Annotated in this window: 18 protein-coding genes and 1 tRNA gene; 10 read left to right on the plus strand and 9 right to left on the minus strand. The window is 67.2% G+C overall.

The window, feature by feature from the left end; genetic code table 11:
- Nucleotides 1–13: 13 nt before the first annotated feature.
- The 3 genes from EXE63_RS26210 to EXE63_RS26220 all read left to right on the plus strand — a co-directional run bounded on the left by EXE63_RS26210 (nucleotide 14) and on the right by EXE63_RS26220 (nucleotide 4227).
- A complete protein-coding gene (locus EXE63_RS26210; protein ID WP_168144347.1) occupies nucleotides 14–1264 on the plus strand; it encodes an NAD(P)/FAD-dependent oxidoreductase in 1251 nt (416 codons plus the stop codon).
- 78 nt (nucleotides 1265–1342) lie between these two features.
- On the plus strand, nucleotides 1343–2860 hold the full coding sequence (locus tag EXE63_RS26215) for a TldD/PmbA family protein (RefSeq protein ID WP_168144348.1): 1518 nt from the start codon (nucleotides 1343–1345) through the stop codon (nucleotides 2858–2860).
- Nucleotides 2857–4227, plus strand: a complete 1371-nt coding sequence (locus tag EXE63_RS26220; protein WP_168144349.1) for a metallopeptidase TldD-related protein — start codon at nucleotides 2857–2859, stop codon at nucleotides 4225–4227. The genes EXE63_RS26215 and EXE63_RS26220 overlap by 4 nt, the downstream gene beginning before the upstream one ends.
- 16 nt (nucleotides 4228–4243) lie before the next feature.
- Here the strand turns inward: EXE63_RS26220 and EXE63_RS26225 are convergent, their stop codons facing one another.
- A complete protein-coding gene (locus EXE63_RS26225) occupies nucleotides 4244–5362 on the minus strand; it encodes a N(5)-(carboxyethyl)ornithine synthase (protein WP_436277724.1) in 1119 nt (372 codons plus the stop codon).
- 239 nt (nucleotides 5363–5601) lie between these two features.
- Between EXE63_RS26225 and EXE63_RS26230 the strand changes: the two genes are divergently transcribed.
- The gene (locus tag EXE63_RS26230; RefSeq protein WP_168144351.1) at nucleotides 5602–6417 is read left to right on the plus strand and encodes a carboxymuconolactone decarboxylase family protein; all 816 of its coding nucleotides are present in this window, start codon (nucleotides 5602–5604) and stop codon (nucleotides 6415–6417) included.
- On the opposite strand, the gene EXE63_RS26235 is transcribed toward EXE63_RS26230, so the two are convergent.
- Nucleotides 6407–6787, minus strand: a complete 381-nt coding sequence (locus tag EXE63_RS26235; RefSeq protein WP_168144352.1) for a phage holin family protein — start codon at nucleotides 6785–6787, stop codon at nucleotides 6407–6409. The two genes, EXE63_RS26230 and EXE63_RS26235, sit on opposite strands and share 11 nt — an antisense overlap.
- A gap of 69 nt (nucleotides 6788–6856) precedes the next feature.
- Between EXE63_RS26235 and EXE63_RS26240 the strand changes: the two genes are divergently transcribed.
- Nucleotides 6857–6930, plus strand: a tRNA-Ile gene (locus EXE63_RS26240).
- Nucleotides 6931–6932: 2 nt separating this feature from the next.
- Here the strand turns inward: EXE63_RS26240 and EXE63_RS26245 are convergent.
- Together EXE63_RS26245 and EXE63_RS26250 are read right to left on the minus strand one after the other, a co-directional pair.
- Nucleotides 6933–7682, minus strand: coding sequence for a nucleotidyl transferase AbiEii/AbiGii toxin family protein (locus EXE63_RS26245; RefSeq protein WP_168144353.1), 750 nt, complete (start codon nucleotides 7680–7682; stop codon nucleotides 6933–6935).
- Entirely contained in the window at nucleotides 7679–8320 is a 642-nt protein-coding gene (locus tag EXE63_RS26250) for a type IV toxin-antitoxin system AbiEi family antitoxin domain-containing protein (protein WP_168144354.1), read from the minus strand. The genes EXE63_RS26245 and EXE63_RS26250 overlap by 4 nt, the downstream gene beginning before the upstream one ends.
- Nucleotides 8321–8498: 178 nt before the next feature.
- On the opposite strand from EXE63_RS26250, the gene EXE63_RS26255 reads away from it, so the two are divergent.
- The 3 genes from EXE63_RS26255 to EXE63_RS26265 all read left to right on the plus strand — a co-directional run bounded on the left by EXE63_RS26255 (nucleotide 8499) and on the right by EXE63_RS26265 (nucleotide 10791).
- Nucleotides 8499–9194 carry a TetR/AcrR family transcriptional regulator gene (locus tag EXE63_RS26255; protein ID WP_168144355.1) on the plus strand — a complete coding sequence of 232 codons (696 nt, stop codon included), beginning with the start codon at nucleotides 8499–8501 and terminating at the stop codon, nucleotides 9192–9194.
- A gap of 80 nt (nucleotides 9195–9274) precedes the next feature.
- On the plus strand, nucleotides 9275–10063 hold the full coding sequence (locus tag EXE63_RS26260) for a maleylpyruvate isomerase family mycothiol-dependent enzyme (protein WP_168144356.1): 789 nt from the start codon (nucleotides 9275–9277) through the stop codon (nucleotides 10061–10063).
- Nucleotides 10060–10791: a mycothiol-dependent nitroreductase Rv2466c family protein gene (locus EXE63_RS26265; protein ID WP_168144357.1), complete on the plus strand. Its 732-nt coding sequence runs from the start codon at nucleotides 10060–10062 to the stop codon at nucleotides 10789–10791. The genes EXE63_RS26260 and EXE63_RS26265 overlap by 4 nt, the downstream gene beginning before the upstream one ends.
- On the opposite strand, the gene EXE63_RS26270 is transcribed toward EXE63_RS26265, so the two are convergent.
- The 3 genes from EXE63_RS26270 to EXE63_RS26280 form a co-directional block, all read right to left on the minus strand.
- Nucleotides 10764–13922 carry a bifunctional cytochrome P450/NADPH--P450 reductase gene (locus tag EXE63_RS26270; protein WP_168144358.1) on the minus strand — a complete coding sequence of 1053 codons (3159 nt, stop codon included), beginning with the start codon at nucleotides 13920–13922 and terminating at the stop codon, nucleotides 10764–10766. The two genes, EXE63_RS26265 and EXE63_RS26270, sit on opposite strands and share 28 nt — an antisense overlap.
- A 98-nt stretch (nucleotides 13923–14020) precedes the next feature.
- Nucleotides 14021–15154 (minus strand): cellulase family glycosylhydrolase, encoded by a 1134-nt coding sequence (locus EXE63_RS26275; protein WP_168144359.1) that lies wholly within the window; start codon nucleotides 15152–15154, stop codon nucleotides 14021–14023.
- Nucleotides 15155–15235: 81 nt separating this feature from the next.
- Entirely contained in the window at nucleotides 15236–16084 is an 849-nt protein-coding gene (locus EXE63_RS26280) for an SDR family NAD(P)-dependent oxidoreductase (RefSeq protein WP_168144360.1), read from the minus strand.
- 69 nt (nucleotides 16085–16153) lie between these two features.
- Between EXE63_RS26280 and EXE63_RS26285 the strand changes: the two genes are divergently transcribed.
- Complete coding sequence (locus tag EXE63_RS26285; RefSeq protein WP_168144361.1) at nucleotides 16154–17467, plus strand: HNH endonuclease signature motif containing protein; 1314 nt, start codon at nucleotides 16154–16156, stop codon at nucleotides 17465–17467.
- Between the two features lie 67 nt (nucleotides 17468–17534).
- Entirely contained in the window at nucleotides 17535–18437 is a 903-nt protein-coding gene (locus tag EXE63_RS26290; protein WP_234904280.1) for an alpha/beta fold hydrolase, read from the plus strand.
- On the opposite strand, the gene EXE63_RS26295 is transcribed toward EXE63_RS26290, so the two are convergent.
- Nucleotides 18434–19513: a sensor domain-containing diguanylate cyclase gene (locus EXE63_RS26295; protein WP_168144363.1), complete on the minus strand. Its 1080-nt coding sequence runs from the start codon at nucleotides 19511–19513 to the stop codon at nucleotides 18434–18436. The genes EXE63_RS26290 and EXE63_RS26295 overlap by 4 nt on opposite strands.
- A 205-nt stretch (nucleotides 19514–19718) precedes the next feature.
- Nucleotides 19719–22595: an MMPL/RND family transporter gene (locus EXE63_RS26300; RefSeq protein WP_168144364.1), complete on the minus strand. Its 2877-nt coding sequence runs from the start codon at nucleotides 22593–22595 to the stop codon at nucleotides 19719–19721.
- Nucleotides 22596–22674 lie beyond the last annotated feature (79 nt).

Raw genomic sequence — 22674 nt, forward strand, 5'->3', positions numbered from 1 at the left:
GCGGAGGGATCACATGGTCGGCGTCGATCGCGTCGGCGAGGGGCCGCGCAGTGTCATCGTGGTGGGAGCCGGGATCGTGGGGTTGTCCACGGCGTGGTTCCTGCAGGAGCGCGGTGTCGCGGTCACCGTGGTGGACCGCGAGGGGGTGGCGGCCGGTTCGTCCTGGGGTAACGCCGGGTGGGTCTCACCGGCGCTGACCCTTCCGCTCAACCAGCCCGGCGTCCTCGGCTACGGGTTGCGTTCCCTGTTCAATCCCTCGGCCCCACTGCATATTCCACTGCGCGCCGACTTCGGGCTGGCCCGGTTCCTGGCCACCTTCGCGCGCCACTGCAACCATGCATCCGCCGAGCGGGTGGTGCGCGCCAACCAACCGCTCAACGCCGAATGCGTGGAGGCCTTCGACGTACTCGTTGCCAACGGGGTGGACGCGCCGGTCACCGACTCACCGATCATCGCGCTGTTCGAGAACGACGCCCTGGCCGACGAACTCCGTGCCGAGATCGACATGCTCGAGCGCGCCGGACTGCCGGTGCAGACCCGCCGGCTCAGCGGGGCGGCGCTGCGTGACGCGGTGCCGCTGGCGGCACCGGATGCCCGGGTGGCACTGGCGGTGGACGGGCAGCGGTATGTCGACCCCGGCCGGTTCGTGACCGCGCTGGGGCAGGCGGTGATCGAACGCGGCGCCACCCTGCGCACCGAACGCGTCGTCGATGTGAGCACCCACGGCCGGGTGGTCGTGCGGACCGCCGGCGGGCAGGACCTGACCGCCGACGCCGTCGTCCTGGCCACCGGCGCCTGGCTACCCGACCTCGCCGAGCACTGGATCCGGGTGCCGATCCGGGCCGGGCGAGGGTATTCGTTCACCGTCCCACTGGACCGTGCGATGCCCGGCCCGATCTATCTGCCGACCGTGCGGGTGGCCTGCACGCCCTACCGCGGCGCGATGCGGGTGGCGGGCACCATGGAATTCCGTGGGCCCGATGAGCCCGTGGTCCCCGCCCGGGTGCGCGCGATCGTCGACTCGGCGGCCCGCCTGCTCGACGGTGTGCGCTGGGAGGGACGCAGCGATGTCTGGGTCGGCCCGCGCCCGGTGAGCGCGGACGGCCTGCCGGTCGTCGGGCAGGTCAGCGCCGGGCTCTATGTGGCCGGCGGGCACGGCATGTGGGGCCTGGCACACGGACCGGTCACCGGCCGGCTGCTGACCGAACAGATCACCACCGGTAAGCAACCCGAAGCCCTGCGTGCCTTCGACCCGTTGCGCTAGCGCCTTCCTCCCGTCGTCAGGGGCGGCGCGGCGACCACCCGCCCCTGACGACAAACTCCTGCCATTACGGTGGGTTCCGTGACACGTCGAACCGTCGACCCCGACTTCCTCGCGCTGCCCCGCCGGGCGCTGGCCGATGCCGCGTTGTCGGCGGCCCGCGCGGCCGGGGCCAGCTACGCCGATCTGCGGATCCACCGCCTCACCACCGAAGTCGTGCAGCTGCGCGACGGCGAGCTGGAGAACTCCACCCTGGACCGCGAGATCGGGCTGGCGGTGCGCGTGATCGTCGACGGCACGTGGGGCTTCGCCTCGCACGCCGAACTGGATCCGACCGTGGCCGCCGACACCGCGCGCCGCGCCGTGCGGGTCGCGACCACGCTGGCCCCGCTGAACGCCGAACGCATCGAGCTGGCCGCCGAGCCCGTCTATGACGATCTGAGCTGGGTGTCGGGCTACCGCATCGATCCGTTCACGGTGCCCGGACCGGACAAGATCGCCGTGCTCGCCGACTATTCGGAACGACTGCTGGCCGCCGACGGGGTGGACCACGTGTCGGCCAGCCTGCAAGCGGTCAAGGAGCAGACCTACTATGCCGACACCTTCGGCACCTCCACGACTCAGCAGCGGGTGCGGGTGCAGCCGTCGCTGGAGGCTGTCAGCGTGGACCCGTCGGCCGGATCGTTCGAGACGATGCGCACGCTGGCGCCGCCGACGGCGCGCGGCTGGGAGGCCGTCGCCGATGACAGCGTCTGGAACTGGAGCGCCGAGCTGGCCGAGTTGCCGGCGCTGCTCGCCGAGAAGGTGAAGGCGCCCAGCGTCACCGCCGGCGCATGCGACCTGGTCATCGACCCGTCCAACCTGTGGCTCACCATCCACGAATCCATCGGGCACGCCACCGAATACGACCGGGCCATCGGCTACGAAGCGGCCTACGCCGGCACCTCGTTCGCCACCCCGGACAAGCTGAACAGCATGCAGTACGGCTCACCGGTGATGAACGTGACCGCCGACCGGACCGTCGAACACGGCTTGGCCACCATCGGTTTCGACGACGAGGGGGTGCGCGCGCAGAGTTGGGACCTGGTGCGCGACGGACTGTTCGTCGGCTACCAGCTGGACCGGGTGTTCGCGCCACGGCTGGGGGAGTCACGGTCCAACGGGTGTTCCTATGCGGACTCCGCGCACCACGTGCCGATCCAGCGGATGGCGAATGTCTCGTTGCAGCCGGGCGCCGAGGACCTCAGCACCGACGACCTGATCTCCCGGGTGTCCGAGGGCATCTACATCGTCGGCGACAAATCCTGGTCAATCGACATGCAGCGGTACAACTTCCAGTTCACCGGGCAGCGGTTCTTCCGTATCCGGGACGGCAAGCTGGATGGTCAGCTGCGCGATGTCGCCTACCAGGCCACCACGACCGACTTCTGGGGATCGATGGAGGCCGTCGGGGGTCCGTCCACCTGGCGGCTCGGCGGAGCGTTCAACTGTGGTAAGGCCCAACCCGGTCAGGTCGCGCCGGTCAGTCACGGCTGCCCGTCGGCACTGTTCCGAGGAGTGAATGTGCTGAACACCCAAGCCGAATCGGGCCGCTCATGATCGCCGCACAGCAGCTCGTCGATCAGGTGCTCGCCGAGGCCGCACGTCTCGGCGGTGCCGACGAGACCACCGTCATCGTCACCGACCGCGCCGATGCGTCGCTGCGCTGGGCCGGGAATTCGATGACCACCAACGGCGAATCCCGTGGCCGCAGCACCACGGTCATCTCGGTGGTGCGCCGCGGTGAGCAGGCCCACGTCGGCTCGGTGAGCTCCACCGAGGTCGATCAGGCCGCCCTCGCGGCGCTGGTCGCGGCGTCCCAGGCCGCCGCGGCATCGGCGCCGGCGGCCAGCGACAATGCCCCCGCGCTGCCCGGTGGACCGGCCCCCGCGGACTGGGACACACCGGTGCCGAGCACCGGCGCGGACGTATTCGCCGATGTGGCAACCAGTCTGGTGCGCGGCTTCCGCGGCGAGGACCGGCTCTACGGGTACGCCCGGCACATCCTGGAGACCACGTTCGTGGCCACCTCGGGCGGGCTGCGTCGGCGTTTCACCCAGCCGACCGGCTCGGTGGAGATCAACGCCAAACGCCACGGCGCCAGCGCGTGGGCCGGCGTGGGCACACCGGATTTCGTCGACGTGCCCACCGACGGTCTGCTCGACGAGTTGTCGACCCGGCTGGGCTGGGCGGCGCGCACGGTCGGGCTGCCCGCCGGTCGCTACGAGACGCTGATGCCGCCCTCGACCGTCGCCGACATGCTCATCTACATGGGCTGGAGCATGGACGGCCGCGGTGCGCAGGAGGGTCGCACCGCGCTGTCGGCGCCCGGCGGCACCCGGGTGGGGGAGAAGCTCACCGACCTTCCGCTGACGCTGTACTCGGATCCGGCCGCGCCGGGTCAGGAGTGCACGCCGTTCGTGGTGGCGTCGCGTTCCTCGGAGCAGTCCTCGATCTTCGACAACGGGATGGACATCGGCCGGGTGGACTGGCTGCGCGACGGCACCATCAACGCGCTGGCCTACCCGCGGGCCGCGGCCGCGGAATTCGATGCGCCCGTGACGGTTCCGGCCGACAACCTGCTGATGACGGGCGGGACCAGATCGCTGGCGGACATGATCGCCGGCACCGAACGCGGGCTGCTGCTGACCACGCTCTGGTACATCCGCACCGTGGACCCGGCGGTGCTGCTGTTGACCGGGCTGACCCGTGACGGGGTCTACCTGATCGAGGACGGCGAGGTGCGCGCCGCGGTCAACAATTTCCGGTTCAACGAGAGCCCGCTGGATCTGCTGCGCCGCGCCACCGAGGCCGGCATCAGCGAGCCGACCCTGCCGCGGGAATGGGGCGACTGGGCGACCCGGGCGACCATGCCGTCCTTGCGGATTCCCGACTTTCACATGTCGTCGGTGAGTCAGGCGCAGTAGTCGGTCTCCGAGGCCGTCAGGTCAGATGGGGGTAGGCCTCGTCGCGGCGCTGGAATTTCAGGATCTCGGGATTGATGATGGTGCCTTCTCGAATCTCGATGGCGCGCGCAATCGTCGTGCTGGCATCCCAGGCGGCAGGTCCGCTGAGCACCGTTTCGATATGCGGAAGCAGGGCCTCGCTGATTTCCCAGGTCGCCGAGTTCCACAGGTAGGACGGGCTGTGATCCACCGCGTAATAGTGGATGCCATTGGCCTTCTCGATCACCGGGTCGGTGAACGAGGTGGGGCGCGCCCAGCTGAAACCCATTCCGGCGTCACAGGACACGTCGATCAACAGGCTGTCCGGGGTGAATGCCGCGAGATCGTCCTCGGTCACGAATATCAGGGGCGCGTTGGGATCCTGGAGCACACAGTTGACGACGATGTCGTTCTCGGCCAGCAGGCGTGCCACCGGTACGGCGCCGTCCTCCGGGGTATCGGCCAGTATCTGCTCGGGGTTGTCGTCATCGGGGCGCATCTGGATGATCTGAGTCGACGGGATCGGTGACCCGACCGCGGCCACGTCGCGGTTGGTGAGCACCCGGACGTCGTCGACACCGTGTGCGTTCAGGGCGGTGACCGCGCCGCGGGCCGTCGCGCCGAAGCCGAGGACGGCGGCCCTGAGTCGGCGACCGTAACTGCCGGTCACGCCGGCCAGTTGCATGGCGTGCAGCACGGAGCAGTAGCCCGCGAGTTCGTTGTTCTTGTGGAAGACGTGCAAGCCGAAGCCGCCGTCGGCCTGCCAGTGGTTCATCGCCTCAAACGCGATCAGCGTCTGCCGCCGGTCGATGGCGACCTGGGTTTGGGTGAAATCCTGCACGCAGTGCGGCCACCCCCACACGACCTGCCCGACTCTCAGCTCCGCGAGGTCCTCGGCCTGCACCTTGGGCAACACGATGACGTCGCACTCGGCGATCAGCTCGGCCCGGGATCTCATTCCGCCGACGAGTTCGGCCAGCCCCTCGTCGGTGGCGCCGAAGTCCTCGCCGTAGCCGTGCTCCAGGAAGATCCGCTGCCGAAGTTCGGGTTCGATCCTGCTGAAGTGTGCCGGGTGAATTGGCAGCCGCTGCTCGTTCGGTTTCCGCGAGCGGGCCATGACGCCGAGTGAAAGTAGTTCCGCCTCAGAGGTTGTCATGCGCGTCCCGCTGCACACGCGGCGCCGGACTGCCCGGTCAGAGATTTTCGATCAGATTTATCAGACATAGCGAGCCCTTTACTATGAGGCCTGAGCGGCCCCTATGCCCGCAACATTACCTCGCCCACCACATCGCACTTTCACACCTGAAGTTTCGAGTTTCCGCCGACTCAGGGGCGTTGTGGGGGAGGATCAAGGCCGTGCTGGACCTACTGACCGATCTGGTGGCGCTCTCCCCGGACGGGCTCACCCGCGAGAACATGCTGATGCGCACGGTGTGCGCCCAGGCGGTGGGGCTGGCGCCGCTGCCCTTCGAGGCGGTGACGGCATCCGCGGAGGCGGATCCGGTGCTGGCCGAGTTCGCCGAGCAGTTCAGCGTCGACGTCGCCGGGGTGTCCGCCGAGCAGCGGGCCGCGCTCGTCTCGGCGTACGGGGCCGAGGTGCTCGGGGTGGCGGCGCTGATGTACGTCGCCGATTTCGTGCCCCGGGTGCGCGCCGGGCTGAACGCGCTGGGCATGACATTCCCGGACCCGGACGGCTGGGACCACGCCACCCATCCGGCGGATGCGCTGCTGAACCGCTTCACCTCCGCGGTCGGCGCGATGCGCGGGCTGGACCCGTTGACCACCGAGATCATCCGGCTGCGCGGGGCCACCCAGCACAACTGCCGGCTCTGTAAGTCGCTGCGCGAGACGACCGCCCTGGACGCGGGTGGGACCGAGTCGCTGTATGACGACATCGGGGCCTACAGAGAGTCCGAGCAGCTGACGCCGGCGCACAAGGCGGCGCTGCGCTATGTCGATGCGCTGATCTGGACACCGACATCGGTCGACAAGGCGGCCGCCGTTGTGCTCGAACACTTCTCGGCCGAGCAGGCCCTGGAGATCACGCTGGACGTGATGCGCAACGGCACCAACAAGATCGCGGTCGCGCTCGGTGGCGATGCCCCGCGGGTGGCCGACGGGGTGGAGCACTACCTGCTGGGTGCCGACGGGCAGCCCGTCTTCAGCTCGTAGCGGCCTCCTTCTTCAGCACCAGCGCCGGCAGGATCAGGGTGGCGATGGCGGTGACCAGCCAGACCACCACGGTGGCCGCGATCCAGGAGCCGGTGCCGCGGATGCTGATACCGCTGGAGAACAGCGAGGCCAGGATCAGGGCGGCCAGGGTGGAGACCAGGCCGATCCCGCCGAGGAAGGCCGAGGCGTAACGGCTGGCCATCTTCAGGAAGAACGGCGACAGGATGCCCTGCGCGACGGTGAAAATGACCACCGCGGTGAGGAATCCGAGCGGGCGCAGTGTCATGCCGGGCACGATCAGCGAGGCGACCAGCAGCCCGATGGCCGAGGACCCCAGGAACACGGCGATGCGCAGCAGGAATCTGATCACCCGGTGAGCGTAACCGGGGTGCGGGCCAGGTGGGGGTGCTGTGCGAACATAGGTGCCGCTATACGCGTCGGGGCGGTAGCTCAGTTGGTCAGAGCCGGGGACTCATAATCCCTTGGTCGCGGGTTCGAGCCCCGCCCGCCCCACTTCAACGGATTACTCGCGCCCACGCGTCGTGCACCGCGGACAGGGCATCCCTCGACGAGACGGTGAGGCGGGTTTGGCCGGAGAGCTGGTTCCGCCAGTCGGCCTCTGTCGGCGCCTTCGTGAAGTCGCGCAGAGCCGGCGGTTTGTTGGTGGGGCCAAGACGGCGGTACAGGGTTCCGGCTTCGGCGTCGATGGCGCCGATCTGGTCAAGCGCCCACAGATCCCACAGATCACGGGATGCGCGGCGGTCGAACCATGTCGCGGTCTTGGATGCCGCGAAGGCGGGCAGGGTCGGCACCAACAGGTCGGCTGCGGGCGCATCGGCGTACCGCTGCACCAGTGATCGCCGCTCCGCCGGCCACACGGTCCGGTCCCGGGAGGACAGCAGTTGGATTCTCACCGTCAACCCTTCCGAGGTTCGCAGGACGGCCGCCCGTGTATCGGGAACGCTGCCGAGTGCCGGGTTGAGGGTGAGTCGCCCGTGAGTGCGGGCGAGAGCCCGGGGCAGCGCGTCGTCCAGATCGGTAGCTATGGATCTGCGATCGGCGACGGCAATGATGTCGATGTCCTCGCTCAGGCGTCCATTCGGGAGATGCGTACGCGCGAGTGCGGTTCCACCGATGAAATGGATTCGGTCGCCGAAGTTCCGGCTCAGGAAGGCGAGGAGGTGGGAGATGAGGTGATCCCGTTCGACCTGCTCGGCCGCGACGCCGAATTGCTCGGCAACAGCTACCTTTTCGTCGCTGTTCATCGTCGGGTCCAGGTCTCCGCCCGGCGCAGGGATGCGACGCGCCGCTGTTCGGTCGCCAAGACCTGTAGGCGGTCCTTATCGCTGCGTTCATACAGCGCCGCGACCGCACTCGGGACATCGACCTCGGCACCGCCGAGTTTCGGGCGGTGCGCGAGGTCCAGGATCGTCTGTTCGGGTGTGGTCACCAGTGTCGAGCCGAGTTCGGTGTCGTAGCGTTCGGCATCCAATTCATGTGTGTTGCGTTTGACGAACTGGACCATCGCAGCGCGGTCGGACAGTGGGATGGGGCGGTGCTGGGCAGGCACTGCGACGGTGGCGGTGGCCAGCGCGCGCGGAATCGCTCCGTGGAGCCGGGCGGCGCTGACGCCCATGACGATGATGCTGTCCGGGTCGTAGATCGCCGAGGCGATTCCGGCTGCGGCCGTCTCCAGGCCCGGCATCCAGCGGCGCCCAACCATGTCCCGCGGCACGACGACGTAATAGCCATCGGCCAATCGGTGCAGGAGACCGCGTTCGTGAAGACGGGCCACCTCGGCCGCCGGATGCGCGTACGTATGTTTCGCCTGTGCCGGGCGGAAGGTCCCGAGCGGATGCGCAGCAAGGCTGCCGGGTACCGCTGTTCGGTGTGCGCGTCCCATAATCGCTCCTTCAGTATGCAGATCATAGGCTAATGGCCTATGAAATGCATACTCGTGACCGTCTGGCATCGCAGCGCGCGCCGGCCCCTTGTCGACCCTTGACCACGCACCAGTCGGCTGTCAGTATGACCAGTGGTCATAAAACATGACCACTGGTCATGTTCGCTCGGGAGGCCTCATGCCGACGGTCACCTGGGACCGCCTCGACCCGATCCGTCGCGCAGCCGTGGTGGAAGCAGCCGAGACAGAGTTCGGTGAGCACGGGTTTTCGCAGGGCAGCCTCAATGCCATCGCCCGGCGCGGCGGCGTCGCCAAGGGGAGTCTGTTCCAGTACTTCACCGACAAGCGTGATCTGTACGCCCACATCGTCGATGTCGCCAGCGAGCGGGTGCGCTCCGAGATCGAGGGCCGCATCCGCGAGTTGGACCCCAGCCGACCGTTTTTCGAGTTCCTGACCGACCTGCTCGATGCGTGGGTCGTCTACTTCGCCGATCATCCGCGGGAACGGTCGCTGCATGCCGCGGCCGTCCTGGAAGTCGACATCGATGCTCGCGTCAGTGTGCGGACCGTCATCCACCGGCACTACCTGGACATTCTGCGGCCGCTGGTGCACGACGCGCGGCTACGCGGCGACCTCCGCGCCGACTCCGACACAGATGCGCTGCTGTCCCTGCTGTTGATGATCTTTCCGCACCTGGCGCTGGCACCGTTCGTGCGCGGCCTCGATCCCATCCTCGGACTCGACGATCCCACCCCGGAGCAGCCGGCACTGGCGGTGCGCAGGCTCGTCGCAGTGCTGGTCGCCGCGTTCGCACCTCACCCGTCCACGGTCGTCGCAGTTCTGCCAACACCATCAGCCCCGAACCTGATCTGAGGAGGTCAAAAGTCCATGACACGAACACGATTCGACGCGCTCGACGCAAGCAGACCCGGCGCCCGTGAGGTGGCTGCACGATGAGGAGCCTCGACGAGATCCGTGCCGCCACCGAACGGTCCTTTCAGGCCACGGAGACCCTCTGCGCCGGACTGAAGGACGCCGACTGGCAGGCGCAGTCGCTCTGCCCGGACTGGAATGTCCGAGCCGTCGTCAGTCATGTCACCAGCATTGAAGCGGTGCTGGCTGATTGGCTGCCCGAGGATGCCGCGGCGCTTCCGCCGCTGGAGAAGATGGCGGAGTTCGAACGCGACACCGCAGGCCTGGACAACGCGGCCTTCCTCGAAAAGGTCCGCGCCATCTACGAACACCGCCGGCGCAATCTCGCATCCCTCACCGACGCGGATCTGCAACGGCCCTCCTGGACACCGGTCGGCCCGAAAACTTACGGGCGATTCCTGGAGATCCGGGTCTTCGACTTCTGGGTCCACGAACGCGATATCGCCACCCCGCTGGCCATCGAGACCGACGACACCGGCATCGACGCCGAGATCGCACTCGGCGAGGTGGAGGGTTCGCTGGGCTACATCGTCGGCAAGAAGATCGGACTGCCCGACGGCACGAGCATCGCCTTTCACCTCACCGGGCCGATCGTTCGCGACCTCAACATCGCCGTCGAGGGCAAGGCCACCAGGGTCGACCACCTGCCGCACCCGGACGTCGAGATCTCCGCCGAATCAACCACATTCATCCAGCTCGCCTGCGGACGCATCGATCCTCAGGGTGCGATCGACTCCGGCGCGATCAGATGGAACGGTGACGCCGAACTCGGCGAACGGGCCGCCCGCAACCTCAGGTTCACGATGTGACGAACCCACCCGCATCCGTCGATTTTCACTTCGACATCATGTGCCCCTACGCATATCAGACCTCGTTGTGGATCCGCGACGTGCGCGCGCAGACCGGCCTCACCGTGAACTGGCGCTTCTTCAGCCTCGAAGAAATCAACCGGAAGGAAGGCAAAAAGCACCCGTGGGAACGGGATTGGTCCTACGGCTGGTCGATGATGCGCATCGGAGCCCTGCTGCGCCGCAACTCGATGGAAGACCTGGACGCCTGGTACGGCCGCGCCGGAAAGGCTCTGCACGTCGACGGGCACAAGCCGCATGAGAAGGCCGTCGCCGAACACCTCCTTGCGGAACTCGGCTTCGACCCCAGTCTCGTCGAGGCGGCGATCGCCGACCTCACCACCAACGACGAGGTGCTGGCCGAACACCGGCGGGTGGTCGATGCCGACGGTTACGGCGTGCCGACGATGTTCTTCCCCGACGGGCAGTGCCTTTTCGGGCCGGTGCTCATCGATCCGCCGACCGGGCAGGCGGCCGTCCGACTCTGGGATGCCGTACTGGCCTGGACCGAGTTTCCACATCTCTACGAGCTTCAGCGGCCCAAGACCCGCGCCGACGAGCGGCTGATCGCCGAGACCTTCCGCCCCTATCTGGAGGCGCGCGACTGGGTGTCGATCAACCGCGGCGAAGTGATCAGCTTCGGCGGCCCCGAGGCTCCGGATCAGCCCGCCCAGACGTCCTCGACGTAGTGGTCGGAGGCGACCAGGCCCTCCAGCCAGTCGCGGGCGGCGTCCTCGTCGGCGCCGGTGCGGGCCCGGTAGATGTCGCGGAACGCCGCGCGTACCGCCGGGGCCATCCGGCCGCCGTCCCCGCAGATGAACACGTGGGTGTCCTTGGCCGGATCCCCGATCAGCTCCCAGACAAGGTCGGCGTCGGCGGCGATCCGGTCCTGGACGTAGCGCACGCCGTTCTGCGGCGCCCGGGAGAACGCGGGTCGCATCGCGACGATGCCCTGGCGCTCGGCGTCCTCGAACTCTGCCCGGAAGATGTAGTCGACGTCGGGGTCGCGCACCCCGAAGAAGCACAGCGCCGGTGCGAACGGTGCCCCGGCTTGTTTGGCCGCCAGCCGATCGCCGAGGAACCCGCAGAACGGCGCCACACCGGTGCCCGCGCTGACCAGGATCACGTTCTTCTCCGGTTCCGCGCCCGCGCGGAACGCCTGGCGGGCCGGGTCCACCCTGGCGCGGATGTGCGCACCGGGGGCGATGTCCGCCAGATGGTTTGACGCGACTCCCTTGAACAGTCCCTTGCCCGACCGCGCCGTGGTGTCGAGCACGCTGACGATCAGTGCCACCTCTTTCGGTGAGAGCCGGGACGAGGACGCGATCGAATAGTGGCGCGGGGTCATGGGTTCGAGCAGTTCGAGAAGTTCGGCGCCGGTCAGGGCGCAGGCCGGGAATTCCTGCAGACATTCCAACGGGCTGAGCGCGCACTGCTCGTCGGACGCGGCGAGTTCTTCGAGGCGCTGCTTTTCGGGGACGCACGGGTTGGTGGCGGCAAGCCGGCGGAGCTGACTCTGGGTCGCAGGTTTGCGGAGCTCGACGAAGTGGGTGAGGAGTTCGCGGACGCTCACCTCGCGGTCGAGTGCGATGAGCCGCCGCGACGTGCGGCGCGGGTTGATCGACAGCCGCAGGTTCGCATCGATGCCCAGTAGTTCGAGCACCATGTCAACCACCTCGGGGGGATTGTCCGCGAGCACGGTGAGGTGATCGCCGGTGTGATAGTCCACGTCATCCGGAAGAGTCACGCGGACATAGCGTTTGGCCTGGCCCAGCGAGTTGTCGGCGCTCACCAGTTCATCGTTGAGCACCACGGTCATCGGCTCCACCGCAAACCTGGTGTCGATGGCCGCGGTGACCGGGCCGGTGATGAGCTTCAGATCGTAGAGCGGTTCGTTGTTGTCGGTCAGCGGTGCCGCGTCGGGGTCGCCGAACTGTTCGGACAGGGCTGCCCAGAACGCGGTGGTGAATTCCTCCAGTGCTCCGGTGAGGTCACCCGAGGTGTCGGCGGCGGCACGCGGGACCAGGGGTTGGGCCCCAAGTTCGTTCAGCCGCTGGTCGATTCGGATCGGTACGGCCTGGTAGGTGTCCGCCCAGTTGTGATCACCGACGCCGAGCACGGCGAAGCGCGGGCTGCCGCCGAGAACAGTGTCCTCGCTGAACAGCCAGTCCACGAAACCGCGAGCGTCATCGGTCGGCTGCCCGTTGTAGGACGACGCGACGATCAGAACGGCATCGGCGTCGGGTAGCCCGCCGGCGGCGTCGTCGAGGGGCGCCACGGTTGTGGCACAACCGATATCGGCGGCCTCCTCGGCGAGTTGCTTGGCCAGCGCCCGGCAGGTGCCGAGGTTGGATCCGTGCAAGATGGCCAGCGTGGTGCCCGCTCTGACGGGCATCGAGGTTCCCACCACGGCCGGTGTGGACGGCTCTGCCACCGCGACGCGGCGATCCGCGGGGGAGCGGCGGATGAGGTCGAGCTGGAAGCCGACGGGCCGACGGCTCAGACCTTCCCACTGCAGCACATAATGCTGCGAGTCCACCAGGCGGTAACGGTGTACGAGGCGGGCGATCAACATGGCCGCCTCGTGCAGCGCGAACTGCCGCCCGATACAGGAGCGCTCACCGGTCCCGAACGGCTTGAACAACGACGTCGAGCGGCCCTCGGCGGTGTCCGGGTCGAACCGGGACGGGTCGAACCGGGACGGGTCGAACAGCTCGACGTTGTCGCCCCACTGGGGCTGGCGGTGCAACGCACCGGTGAGGATGGTCACCGCCTCGCCGGCCTTGATCGGGTACTTTCCACCGATGACGGTGTCCACCAACGCCATCCGATCGAAGTTCAGCACCGGTGGGGACAGCCGCAGGGTCTCGCTGATCACCTGACGCAGATAGGAGAGCTTGCCGATATCGTCGTAGCTCGGCAGGTATTCGTCGTCGGATCCGAAGACCGCGTCCACTTCGCTCTGCACCCGGGCCAGCACCGCCGGGTGGTGCACCAGGTTGTAGACCGTGTTGGGCATGAGCTCGGAGGTGGTGAGCTGGCCGGCGATCAGGAACGTCATGATCTGGTTGCGGATGTTCGCCGGGTCGAGCAGCGGTTGACCTTCGCCGCTGTCGCCGAGCATGACGTAGAGCAGGTCGTCACCCGTGCCGGCCGCGCGGTGCCCGGCGATCAATTCGTCGAAGTAGCTGTGCAGGGTCGCGCGGTCGGCCGCCAACGCGGTTGTCTCGCCGTTGGTTACGGATTCGACGAGCGCGGAGGTGAAGCACGCGGGGATGGGGGCCAATCCGTCGTGTTCGAACGAGTCGAATCGTGCCCCGAACCCCGCCAGCCCGACGGTGTCCATCGCCAGCTTCTGCAGATCGTCGGAGACGTTGACCGGCGTACGTCCGGCGGCCGCATCCCACCGGTCGACCAGTTGCACGTTGATCTCGAGCATCGCGTCGTGGTAGTTGCGCAACCCCGCATAGCTGAAGCCCGGCAGGAGCACGTCGTGTGCCTTCTGCCAGTTCGGTTCGCCGTGGTACGCGGTGAACAGGCCGTCCCCGGCCAGTGGACGCACCCGGGCAAGCGTCTGGGTCATGTTCTTGGCGAATCTGCTTTCATCGCAGAGGTCGTCGACGAGTTCCATCGAGCACGCATAGAGCTTGCGGATGCCGTTCCAGTCCGCATAGAAGATCGGCCCGTGCCGCTCGGCCAGGATGTCGATGGGCAGGGCGTAGGGCCGTCCGGCCAGATCCGCCGCCGTGGGCAGGGGCTGCCCTTCGATAGACGGCACGTTGTCCAATGTCGGCGGCAGCGACGGCGAAAAGTCGGGCATTGACGCAGCGTATGCGCTTGTCGGGGTGTGTCTCAGCCGATCGCCCGCAATTTACGACTTCGACATTTAATCGTTGGGTGCAGGGTGACCGGATGATGTCAGGCGGGTGGGGCCTTCGCCGTCAGCTTCTGGATGGTCGCGATCTCGCTTGCACGGTACGCGCTGCCGTCCGGCTGGATCAGGTCGTGGAACCAGGTCTTGGGGGCCTCTTTGTAGGGCTTGTCCCAGGAGTCCCACGGAAGGTAGGTCTGCGTGCGGCCCGCGATGAGTCCCCAGTTGTAGACGCCGACACCCCGCTTCTTCGCGATGGGGAGAATGCCCTCGACGGTGCTGCCCTCCTCGCGGGCCAGATACTCGGTGCACATCATCGGACGTCCCAGCGGCTCGAGTTCGTCTATGCGAGCGTCGAATTCGTCCGGGTTGCCGTAGCTGTGGAAGGTGATGACGTCGGAGTTGTCCAGCTGAATCGAGGCGATGGCGCTGCGGCGGCCGGAGGCCCAATTGCCCTGCCACACCCCGCTGGTCAGCGGTTGGACCGGATCAACCGACCGTGCCCACTCGAAGACCTGCGGCAGGAGTTTCGCGACCACCTGCTGCTTGTCGGCGCGTTCGACTTTGCGGTACTGCTTCGCGGGGTTGTCGGGTTCGTTCCAGAGGTCCCAGCCCAGGATGCGACTGTCATTGCGGAACGCCCCGATGACCCCGGTGACGTAGTCACGCAACACGGGACGGTAGGCGGGGTCGTCGATCAGGTCGGCGCCCGGGCCCTGCACCCAGCCCGAGTTGTGCACCCCCGGAGTCGGCGCGCGCTGCGGACCGACCTTCGGATGCGGATCCCAGCAGGAGTCGAAGAGCACGAACAGCGGCTTGATGCCTCGGTTGGCAGCTATGTTGACGAACTGCTGCACACGGCGCAGGAATCCGGCGCGGTCCTGAGCCCATAACTGATCGTGCAGGAACACCCGCATGGTGTTCATCCCGACCCGCCGCGCCAGCTGGAGTTCACCGTCGATGCGCCGCGGGTCATACGTGCCCGCCTGCCACATCTCGATCTGATTGCTCGCCGTCACGGGAACATAGTTGGCGCCGACCAGCCAGCCTTGGGCCTCATACCAACTGTTCGCACGGGCCGCCGGCCAGCGGGTCGCCGCCGCGGAGGCGGTGGGCAGGTGGGTCAGCGCGGAGCCCGCTGCCAGGAAAAGGGGGAGCTTGAGGGCCGTCCGACGGTGCACCTACAGAATCTACGGTGCGGCGATCGTCGACTTCGACCCCGCGAACTGCTTCGCAATCACTCGGAGGTCAAACCGTGATGATCAGTCCGTCTTCCCGAGCCCCTTGGCCATGAATTCCCCGATGGACACCACCGCACGCCGGCGTGACATCAGCCGGGTCTGGGCGAGCAGGAACAGCCGGTTGGGCAGGCTCGGCACCAGCATGTGCTTGCGGCCCACCGCCGTGAGCACCCGGCGCACCACCGCGTGCGGTTCGGAGATCAGCCACTGGGGATACCTGTCGAAGAGGTCACCCTGGGTGTTCATCAGCCCACCCACCATCACCAGCACGTCGACCCCGCTGCCGAGCAGTTCAAACCAGAGCGCCTCGCCGAGGCCGATCTGGAAGGCCTTATTCGCGCCGTAGGCACCCGTGAACGGACTCGAGGTGAGACCGACGCCGGATGCGACGATGACTATCGAACCCCTTCCCCGAGTGCGCATCTGATTTCCGAAGCGGTGCACGAGGTCGGTGTACCCGCGGGCATTGATATCGATCATGCGGCGGTGCACATCGAGCGGCATGTCCAAGATTCTCGGAGTGTCCGCGGGCGTGAACATGTGGTTGCACACCAACAGATCGATCTCGATGCCGCTGGCGGCTTGCTCGATCTGCTCAATCGCGTTGGTATCGGCCATGTCACAGGGCACTGCCCGCACGTCGATGCCGAACTCGGCGTGCAACTCCGCGGCGCGGGCGGTCAGCTCCTCGTCGAGCACGTCGACGAGAATCAGGTTCATCCCTTCGGCGGCCAACTGCCGTGCGAACGCGTAGCCGAGGCCGACCTCGCGGGCCGCGCCCGTCACGACCGCCCAACCGCCCCGGTAGGCGCGGATGCGCGAACGGCGCAGCGGCCTCAGACGCCGGCGGTGCGAAGCCGTGCGATCCATCGAAATCCTCCTCGCGGTAGCCCTGCGAAGGTAGCCGAACGTGTCGGACCATCTCGTTAGAATCGTGGTATGCCGCCGCCGACAACACCTTTCGCCGCACACGCACCTCGGGTGTCGCGGTTGGAGGTGTTGTTCGAGGAGATGGCGGAGTTGACCGGGCAGCGCAATGCGATCGATGGCCGGTTGGTGGAGATCGTCGCCGAGATCGACGGCAGAGGCACCGATGACGGGAACTCGTTGTGGGGTGCGACCGGCTGCCGATCGATCGAGGCACTGGTGGCGTGGAAGACGGGGGTCAGCCCGCGCCGGGCCGAGACCATGGTCGCCGTCGCGCACCGCATCGACGAACTTCCCCGCTGCACCCAAGGGTTGCGGGACGGCCGGGTGTCCCTCGATCAGCTCGGGGTCATCGCCGAAGGTGGTGGCCAGGGCTGCGATGAGCACTACGCCGAGCTGGTGAAGGTTGCCACCGTCAGCCAGCTACGCACCGCGGTCAAACAGGAACCCCGCCCCGACCCCGAGCCCAAGCCCGAACCCAAGCGCAGGATCACCAAGATCGAGGGTGAGGATTCCACGACGTGGCGGATCACCCTGCCCAAGGTGGAGGCCGCGAAGTTCGAGGCCGGCCTGCAATCCCACCGGGACAAGCTGGTCGCGGACTGGAAACGCGACCACGATGCGCACGACAGCATCGACCCCGAGGACGGCTGGGCACGCGACGGCGACGCCGAGACCACGGTTTCCGGGCAGGCCCCGCCGTTCCCCGACGCGGTCGATGCGTTCATGAGCCTGATCGAGGCCGGCTGGGACACCGACGTGGCGGCCCGCCCGCACGGCCAGCACACCACGGTCGTCATGCACCTCGACCTCGAGAAACGCGTCGCGGCCCTGCATCTGGGCCCCGCCCTCACCACAGACGACCGCCGCTACCTCACGTGTGACGCGACGTGCGAAGTCTGGTTCGAACGCCACGGCCGCCCCATCGGCGTCGGCCGGGCCACCCGCACCATCAACCGCCGGCTACGCCGCGCCCTGGAGCACCGCGACCAGACCTGCGTGGTCCCCGGCTGCGGGGCCACCCGCGGTCTGCATGCCCATCACCTGGTGCACTGGGAGGACGGCGGCCCCACCGAACTGTCCAACCTGGTCCTGCTGTGCCCGTTTCACCACCGCCTGCACCACAAGGGCGTCATCACCCTCACCGGGCCCGCCGAACAGCTGAAAGTCACCGACGAAAACGGTGACACCCTCACCGACAGCTCCCGGGCCCGCCCACCGACCACACCGCCACCGGACGTGCCACCGTGCCCCGGACCAAAGGGCGAACGCGCCCAATGGTGGTGGTACACCCCCTACACACCACCACCGACCACGACGAACTAGTCGACCGATGTGTGGGGCCGGACCGGCAGCCGCGGACCAGCCGAACGGGATCACTACAGTCACCCCCATGGGGACCGAGATGACAGAGCCCGGGCACGAGCAGGCCGGCTCCGGCGTCGAGCCACCGATCCCAGCCCATGTGCGGGAGCGGTTCGACCTGCTGGAGCGGTTCGCGCCCGGTGAGGGGGCCCGGTGGGCCACCGAATTGTGGTGCACCCCGCCGGCGGTGGAGATGAGTCTGCGGATGCCGCCCGGTGTCCCACCGAGTCAGGCCATCGAAGCGGCCTGGGACGGAAACCGGATCGTCGGCGAATCATGGGGCGAGGGTGACCCGGTGTACCTGGTGCACGGATGGGGAGGCTGCCAGGCCCACATGGGCGTCTTCGTCAAACCTCTCGTCGAGGCCGGCCACCGCGTCATCGCGTTCGACCTGCCCAGCCACAACGGTTCCGATCCGGGTGCGATGGCCCCGGGCCGCACCACCATCGTGGAGTGCGCGCGGGCCGTGCACGCCGTCGTCGACGAGTTCGGTCCCGCGCACGCGATCATCGGGCACTCGCTCGGCGCCAAGGCGACCTCGCTCGCGGTGGCATGGGGGACCGCCGCGCAACGTCTGGTGTTCCTCGCGCCGATGGGCGACTTCTCTTGGTACATGGACGTTTTCACGCAACGCCACGGTTTCGGGCCGCGCATCCGGGACGGGCTGCACCGTCGGCTGGACCAGAAGCTGAGGATGCCGCTGTTCGACACCGACATTTCCGCGGTGGCCGACCGCCCCGAGAACCCGCCGCTGCTGGTGATCCACGATCCCGACGATCCCGACAGCCCGTACCGGTTCAGCGAACAGATCGTCGCCGCGTGGCCGAACGCGAAGCTGCACACCACCAAGGGCCTGGGACGCCTGGCGCACTACCGCCTGTTGCGGCACCGCCCGGCCCTGGACGCGGCCGTCGCGTTCATCACGACCTAAGCCGTGCGGGCGTTCTTCGCCTCGTACATCAGCTCATCGGCGCGAGCCAGCAACTCATCGACGGTGCTGGTGTCATCGGCGGGCACGGCCATCAGCCCGATGCTGGTGGACACCTCGTAGGAGCGAACCTCGGTATCGTTGAAATGCTGCATCGCCGCGGTGATCCGCGACTTGAGGGCCGCCGGTTCGCCCTCCGCGCCGACGGCCAAGACGCAGAACTCGTCACCGCCCAACCGGGCCAGCACGTCGGACGTACGCAGCGTCGCGCGCAACACCTGCGCCACATCGATGATGAGGGCGTCCCCGACGACGTGCCCGTGCCGGTCGTTGACCTTCTTGAGCCCGTCCACGTCGATGAACCCGAACAGACAGTCGAGTCCGTCGCGGCGGGCGGCCAGCAGCACAGATTCGGCCAGCAGGTAGAAACCACGCCGGTTGGTGACGCCGGTCAGGTCGTCGGTGACCGAGAGTTGCAGCATCTCGTTGCTGACCCGCTCCAGGTCGGCGGTCCGGTCGAGCACCCTCTGCTCGAGCTCGGCATAGATCTGCACGTTCTCCATGGCCACCGAGGTGGCGTCGGCCAGCGCCTGTAGCAGCGACACTTCCTGTTCGGTCGGCATGTGCTCGTCGGCCCAGTAATTGCCGATCGCGCCCACCGGGTCGAGCGTGCGGATGGGCACCATCACCAGGCTCTGCACGAACGTCGGGCGGTACGCCTCGTGCGGGATGCGGCCATCGTCGTAGATGTTCTGCACGACGGTGGCTTCCCGGTGCAGCATCGTCCAGCCGCTGATGCACGTCTCCATCGGGAAACGGCTGCCCTTCCACAGCGGGGCGATGGCGTCCTCGTCGGCGTAGTAGCACATGCCGTTGTCCCGCAACACGAAAGTGGCGCCGTCGCAACCGGTGAGTGCACGGGCCGCCGCCCGCACGATCTGTTGGATCTCGGGCAGGCTGCGGGCCAGCGAGAGTTCCTGGACCGCGCGCAGCAGCAGCTGCATGCTGCCGACGTAGTCGGATTCGACGGACAATGCCTTGGTGGATGGGCCGGTGCGCGAGGGATTCTCGACGCTCATCCGGCCTCCGTCTGGTCTCGTGCGGTGCCCGGTGTGGGCGGTCCGATCAAAGCGTACGCAGACACTGCGCCGTTGGCTCAGCAGACTATTCGCTGAACGGAGATTTCGGTAGACCCTTACACGGCTTGCCTGCCTTCAAAGGCGGTGCCGGGCCGGATGTCTGACCCATTCAACATTTGCTGAAACCGTACCCTCGGGACGGAAGCTACGGGGCGGGCTCCAGCGGCCGCGGCGGCGTGGCCGGCTGCGCGGGCCGTTGCCGGACCCGCTGCGGCCACCAGAACCACTTGCCCATCAGCGCGGCGATGGCCGGGGTCATGAACGACCGGATCACCAGCGTGTCGAACAGCAGGCCGAGGCCGATGGTCGTGCCGACTTGCGCCACCACGGTCATCTCGCTGACCACCATCGCCATCATCGTGAGGGCGAATACCAGGCCGGCGGCCGTCACCACCGAACCCGTGCCACCCATCGCCCGGATGATCCCGGTATTGAGACCCGCGGAGATCTCCTCCTTCATGCGCGCGACGAGGAGCAGGTTGTAGTCCGCACCGACGGCGAGCAGCACGATCACGGCCATGGCCATCACCATGAAGTGCAGCTCGACACCCAAGATGTGCTGCCAGACAAGGACGGACAGCCCGAACGACGCACCCAGCGACAACACCACGGTGCCGACGATGACGGCCGCGGCCACCAGCGCTCGGGTGATGAGCAACATGATGATGAAGATCAGGCTCAGCGCTGCGATCCCGGCGATGACCAGGTCCCAGTTGTTGCCTTCCTGCATGTCCTTGAAGGCCGCCGCGGTACCGGCGAGGTAGATCTTCGACCCTTCCAGCGGGGTGCCCTTCACGGCTTCCTTCGCCGCGGTCTTGATCTCGTCGATCAGCTTGATGCCGTCGGAGGTCAGCGGGTCATCCTGGTGGGAGATGATGAACCGCACCGATTCACCGTCGGGGGAGATGAAGCTGTCCATACCGCGCTTGAAGTCTTCGTTGTTGAAGGTCTCCGGCGGCAGGTAGAAGGTGTCGTCATTCTTGGCGTCGTTGAACGCTTCGCCCATGGCGTGCTGGTTCTCCGACATCGCCATGCCCTGGTCCTGCATGCCCTTCTGGGTCTGATACATCCGCAGCATCATGTCGCGGGAGGACTCCATGGTCGCGATCTGCGCCGGCATCGTCTCCAGCATCTGCGGCATCAGCGCGTCGAGCTGCTGCAGGTCCGGAATGACCGATTCGAACTGCGTCGTCAGCCGGTCGGTGCCGTCGAGGGCGTCGAACACCGAGCGCATCGACCAGCACAGCGGGATGTTGTAGCAGTGCGGCTCCCAGTAGAAATAGTTGCGGATCGGCCGGAAGAAGTCGTCGAAATTCGAGATGTTGTCGCGCAGTTCCGCGACGTCGACGGCCATGTCCTCGGTCTTGCCGACCATGCTGTGTGTGGTCGCGCTCATCTCGCGCATGAGCGCCACCATGCGGTTCATCGTGTCGATGGTGGACTGCATGTCGTCGGCCTGCACCAGCATGTTGGCGAACATGTCTTCCTGGTACTTCTGGTTCATCTGTTGACTCGCGCCACTCATGCTCATCTGAGCGGGAATGGTGCTGAACTCCAGGGGCTCGCCGGACGGGCGGGTGATGGCCTGCACATTGCCGACGCCGGGCACCTTGAAGACGGCCTTGGCGATCTTGTCGATCACCAGGAAGTCCGCCGAGTTGCGCAGATCGCGGTCGGTCTCGATGAGCAGCAGTTCGGGGTTCATCCGGGCCACGCCGAAATGCCGTTCGGCCGCCGCGAACCCCTGCTGGGCGGGTAGGTCCTGCGGCAGATAATTGCGGTCGTTGTAATTGGTCTGGTAGCCGGGCAGCGCCAGCAGACCGATCAGCGACAGCGCGATGGTGGCCAGCAGCACCGCTCCGGGCCAGCGCACCACGACCGCGGCCACCCGTCGCCAGCTCCGGATGCGCATGGCGCGCTTGGGTTCCAGGACCTTCCCGAACCGGCTGGCCACGGTGACGATGGCCGGGCCAAGGGTGAGCGCGGCCATCACCACCACCACCATGCCGAAGGCCATCGGGACACCCAGGGTCTGGAAGTACGGCAGCCGGGTGAAGTGCAGGCACAGCATGGCGCCGGCGATGGTCAGGCCCGATCCGAGCACCACGTGGGCGGTGCCGTGAAACATGCTGAAGTAGGCCGATTCCCGGTCCTCGCCGACCGATCGCGCCTCCTGATATCGGCCGATCAGGAAGATCGCGTAGTCGGTGGCCGACGCCACGGCCAGCGTCACCAGCAATTGGGTGGCGAACGTGGAGAGCCCGATCAGCTCGTGATAGCCCAGGAAGGCGACGACGCCGCGCGCCGCGGTCAAGCCCAGCACCACCATGACCAGCACCAGGATCGTGGTGATGATCGAGCGATACACCAGCAGCAGCATCGTGATGATGACGACGAAGATCGCGCCCTCGATGATCTTGACGCTGCGATCACCGGAGATCTGCTGATCGGCGGCCAGCGCCGACATACCGGTCACATAGACCTTGACCCCCGGCGGCGGAGGTTCGGCCTCGATGATCTTCTTCGCGGCCTCCACCGATTCGTTGGCCAGCGATTCGCCCATGTTGCCGGCCAGATACACCTGGACGTAGGCCGACAAACCGTCCGAACTCTGTGCCCCGGACTCGGTCAGCGGGTCGCCCCAGAAGTCCTGAACGTGCTCGATGTGTGCGGGGTCGGCAAGCAACCGGTCGACCATGTCGTTGTACCAGTAGTGCGCATCGGCGCCCAGGCGCTCCTCGCCCTCCAGCACGACCATCACCGAACTGTCCGACTTGTACTCGTCGAACACCTGGCCGACCCGCTTGCTGGCGATCACCGACGGGGCGTACTCCGGGGTCATCGACACCGAGCGCATCTGGCCGACGGTTTCCAGCGGCGGAATCGTCAGGCTGAGCAGGGCGACGACGCCGATCCAGCCGATGATGATCAGGACGGCGAACTTGCGGATGAAACCGGCGATGCCGCCGCGTCGCTGCTCGTGATGGGGGGTGACGACCGTGGCCGCTGAAGAGTCGGGCACGTCCGGTCGCTCTCCTGATCATGTTTAGAGGTACTTAATTTTTACCAGATCCGTGATGCCGATGGCAGGACAGCCTGTC

Source organism: Mycolicibacterium frederiksbergense, assembly GCF_012223425.1.
GTDB lineage: Bacteria > Actinomycetota > Actinomycetes > Mycobacteriales > Mycobacteriaceae > Mycobacterium > Mycobacterium frederiksbergense.

Bases quoted from the DNA above. Each gene is read 5' to 3' on its own strand.
- EXE63_RS26210 (WP_168144347.1), top strand. From the start codon at position 14: ATGGTCGGCGTCGATCGCGTCGGCGAGGGGCCGCGCAGTGTCATCGTG.
- EXE63_RS26220 (WP_168144349.1), top strand. From the start codon at position 2,857: ATGATCGCCGCACAGCAGCTCGTCGATCAGGTGCTCGCCGAGGCCGCA.
- EXE63_RS26225 (WP_436277724.1), bottom strand. From the start codon at position 5,362: ATGGCCCGCTCGCGGAAACCGAACGAGCAGCGGCTGCCAATTCACCCG.
- EXE63_RS26245 (WP_168144353.1), bottom strand. From the start codon at position 7,682: ATGAACAGCGACGAAAAGGTAGCTGTTGCCGAGCAATTCGGCGTCGCG.
- EXE63_RS26250 (WP_168144354.1), bottom strand. From the start codon at position 8,320: ATGGGACGCGCACACCGAACAGCGGTACCCGGCAGCCTTGCTGCGCAT.
- EXE63_RS26255 (WP_168144355.1), top strand. From the start codon at position 8,499: ATGCCGACGGTCACCTGGGACCGCCTCGACCCGATCCGTCGCGCAGCC.
- EXE63_RS26260 (WP_168144356.1), top strand. From the start codon at position 9,275: ATGAGGAGCCTCGACGAGATCCGTGCCGCCACCGAACGGTCCTTTCAG.
- EXE63_RS26270 (WP_168144358.1), bottom strand. From the start codon at position 13,922: ATGCCCGACTTTTCGCCGTCGCTGCCGCCGACATTGGACAACGTGCCG.
- EXE63_RS26280 (WP_168144360.1), bottom strand. From the start codon at position 16,084: ATGGATCGCACGGCTTCGCACCGCCGGCGTCTGAGGCCGCTGCGCCGT.
- EXE63_RS26285 (WP_168144361.1), top strand. From the start codon at position 16,154: ATGCCGCCGCCGACAACACCTTTCGCCGCACACGCACCTCGGGTGTCG.
- EXE63_RS26290 (WP_234904280.1), top strand. From the start codon at position 17,535: ATGGGGACCGAGATGACAGAGCCCGGGCACGAGCAGGCCGGCTCCGGC.
- EXE63_RS26295 (WP_168144363.1), bottom strand. From the start codon at position 19,513: ATGAGCGTCGAGAATCCCTCGCGCACCGGCCCATCCACCAAGGCATTG.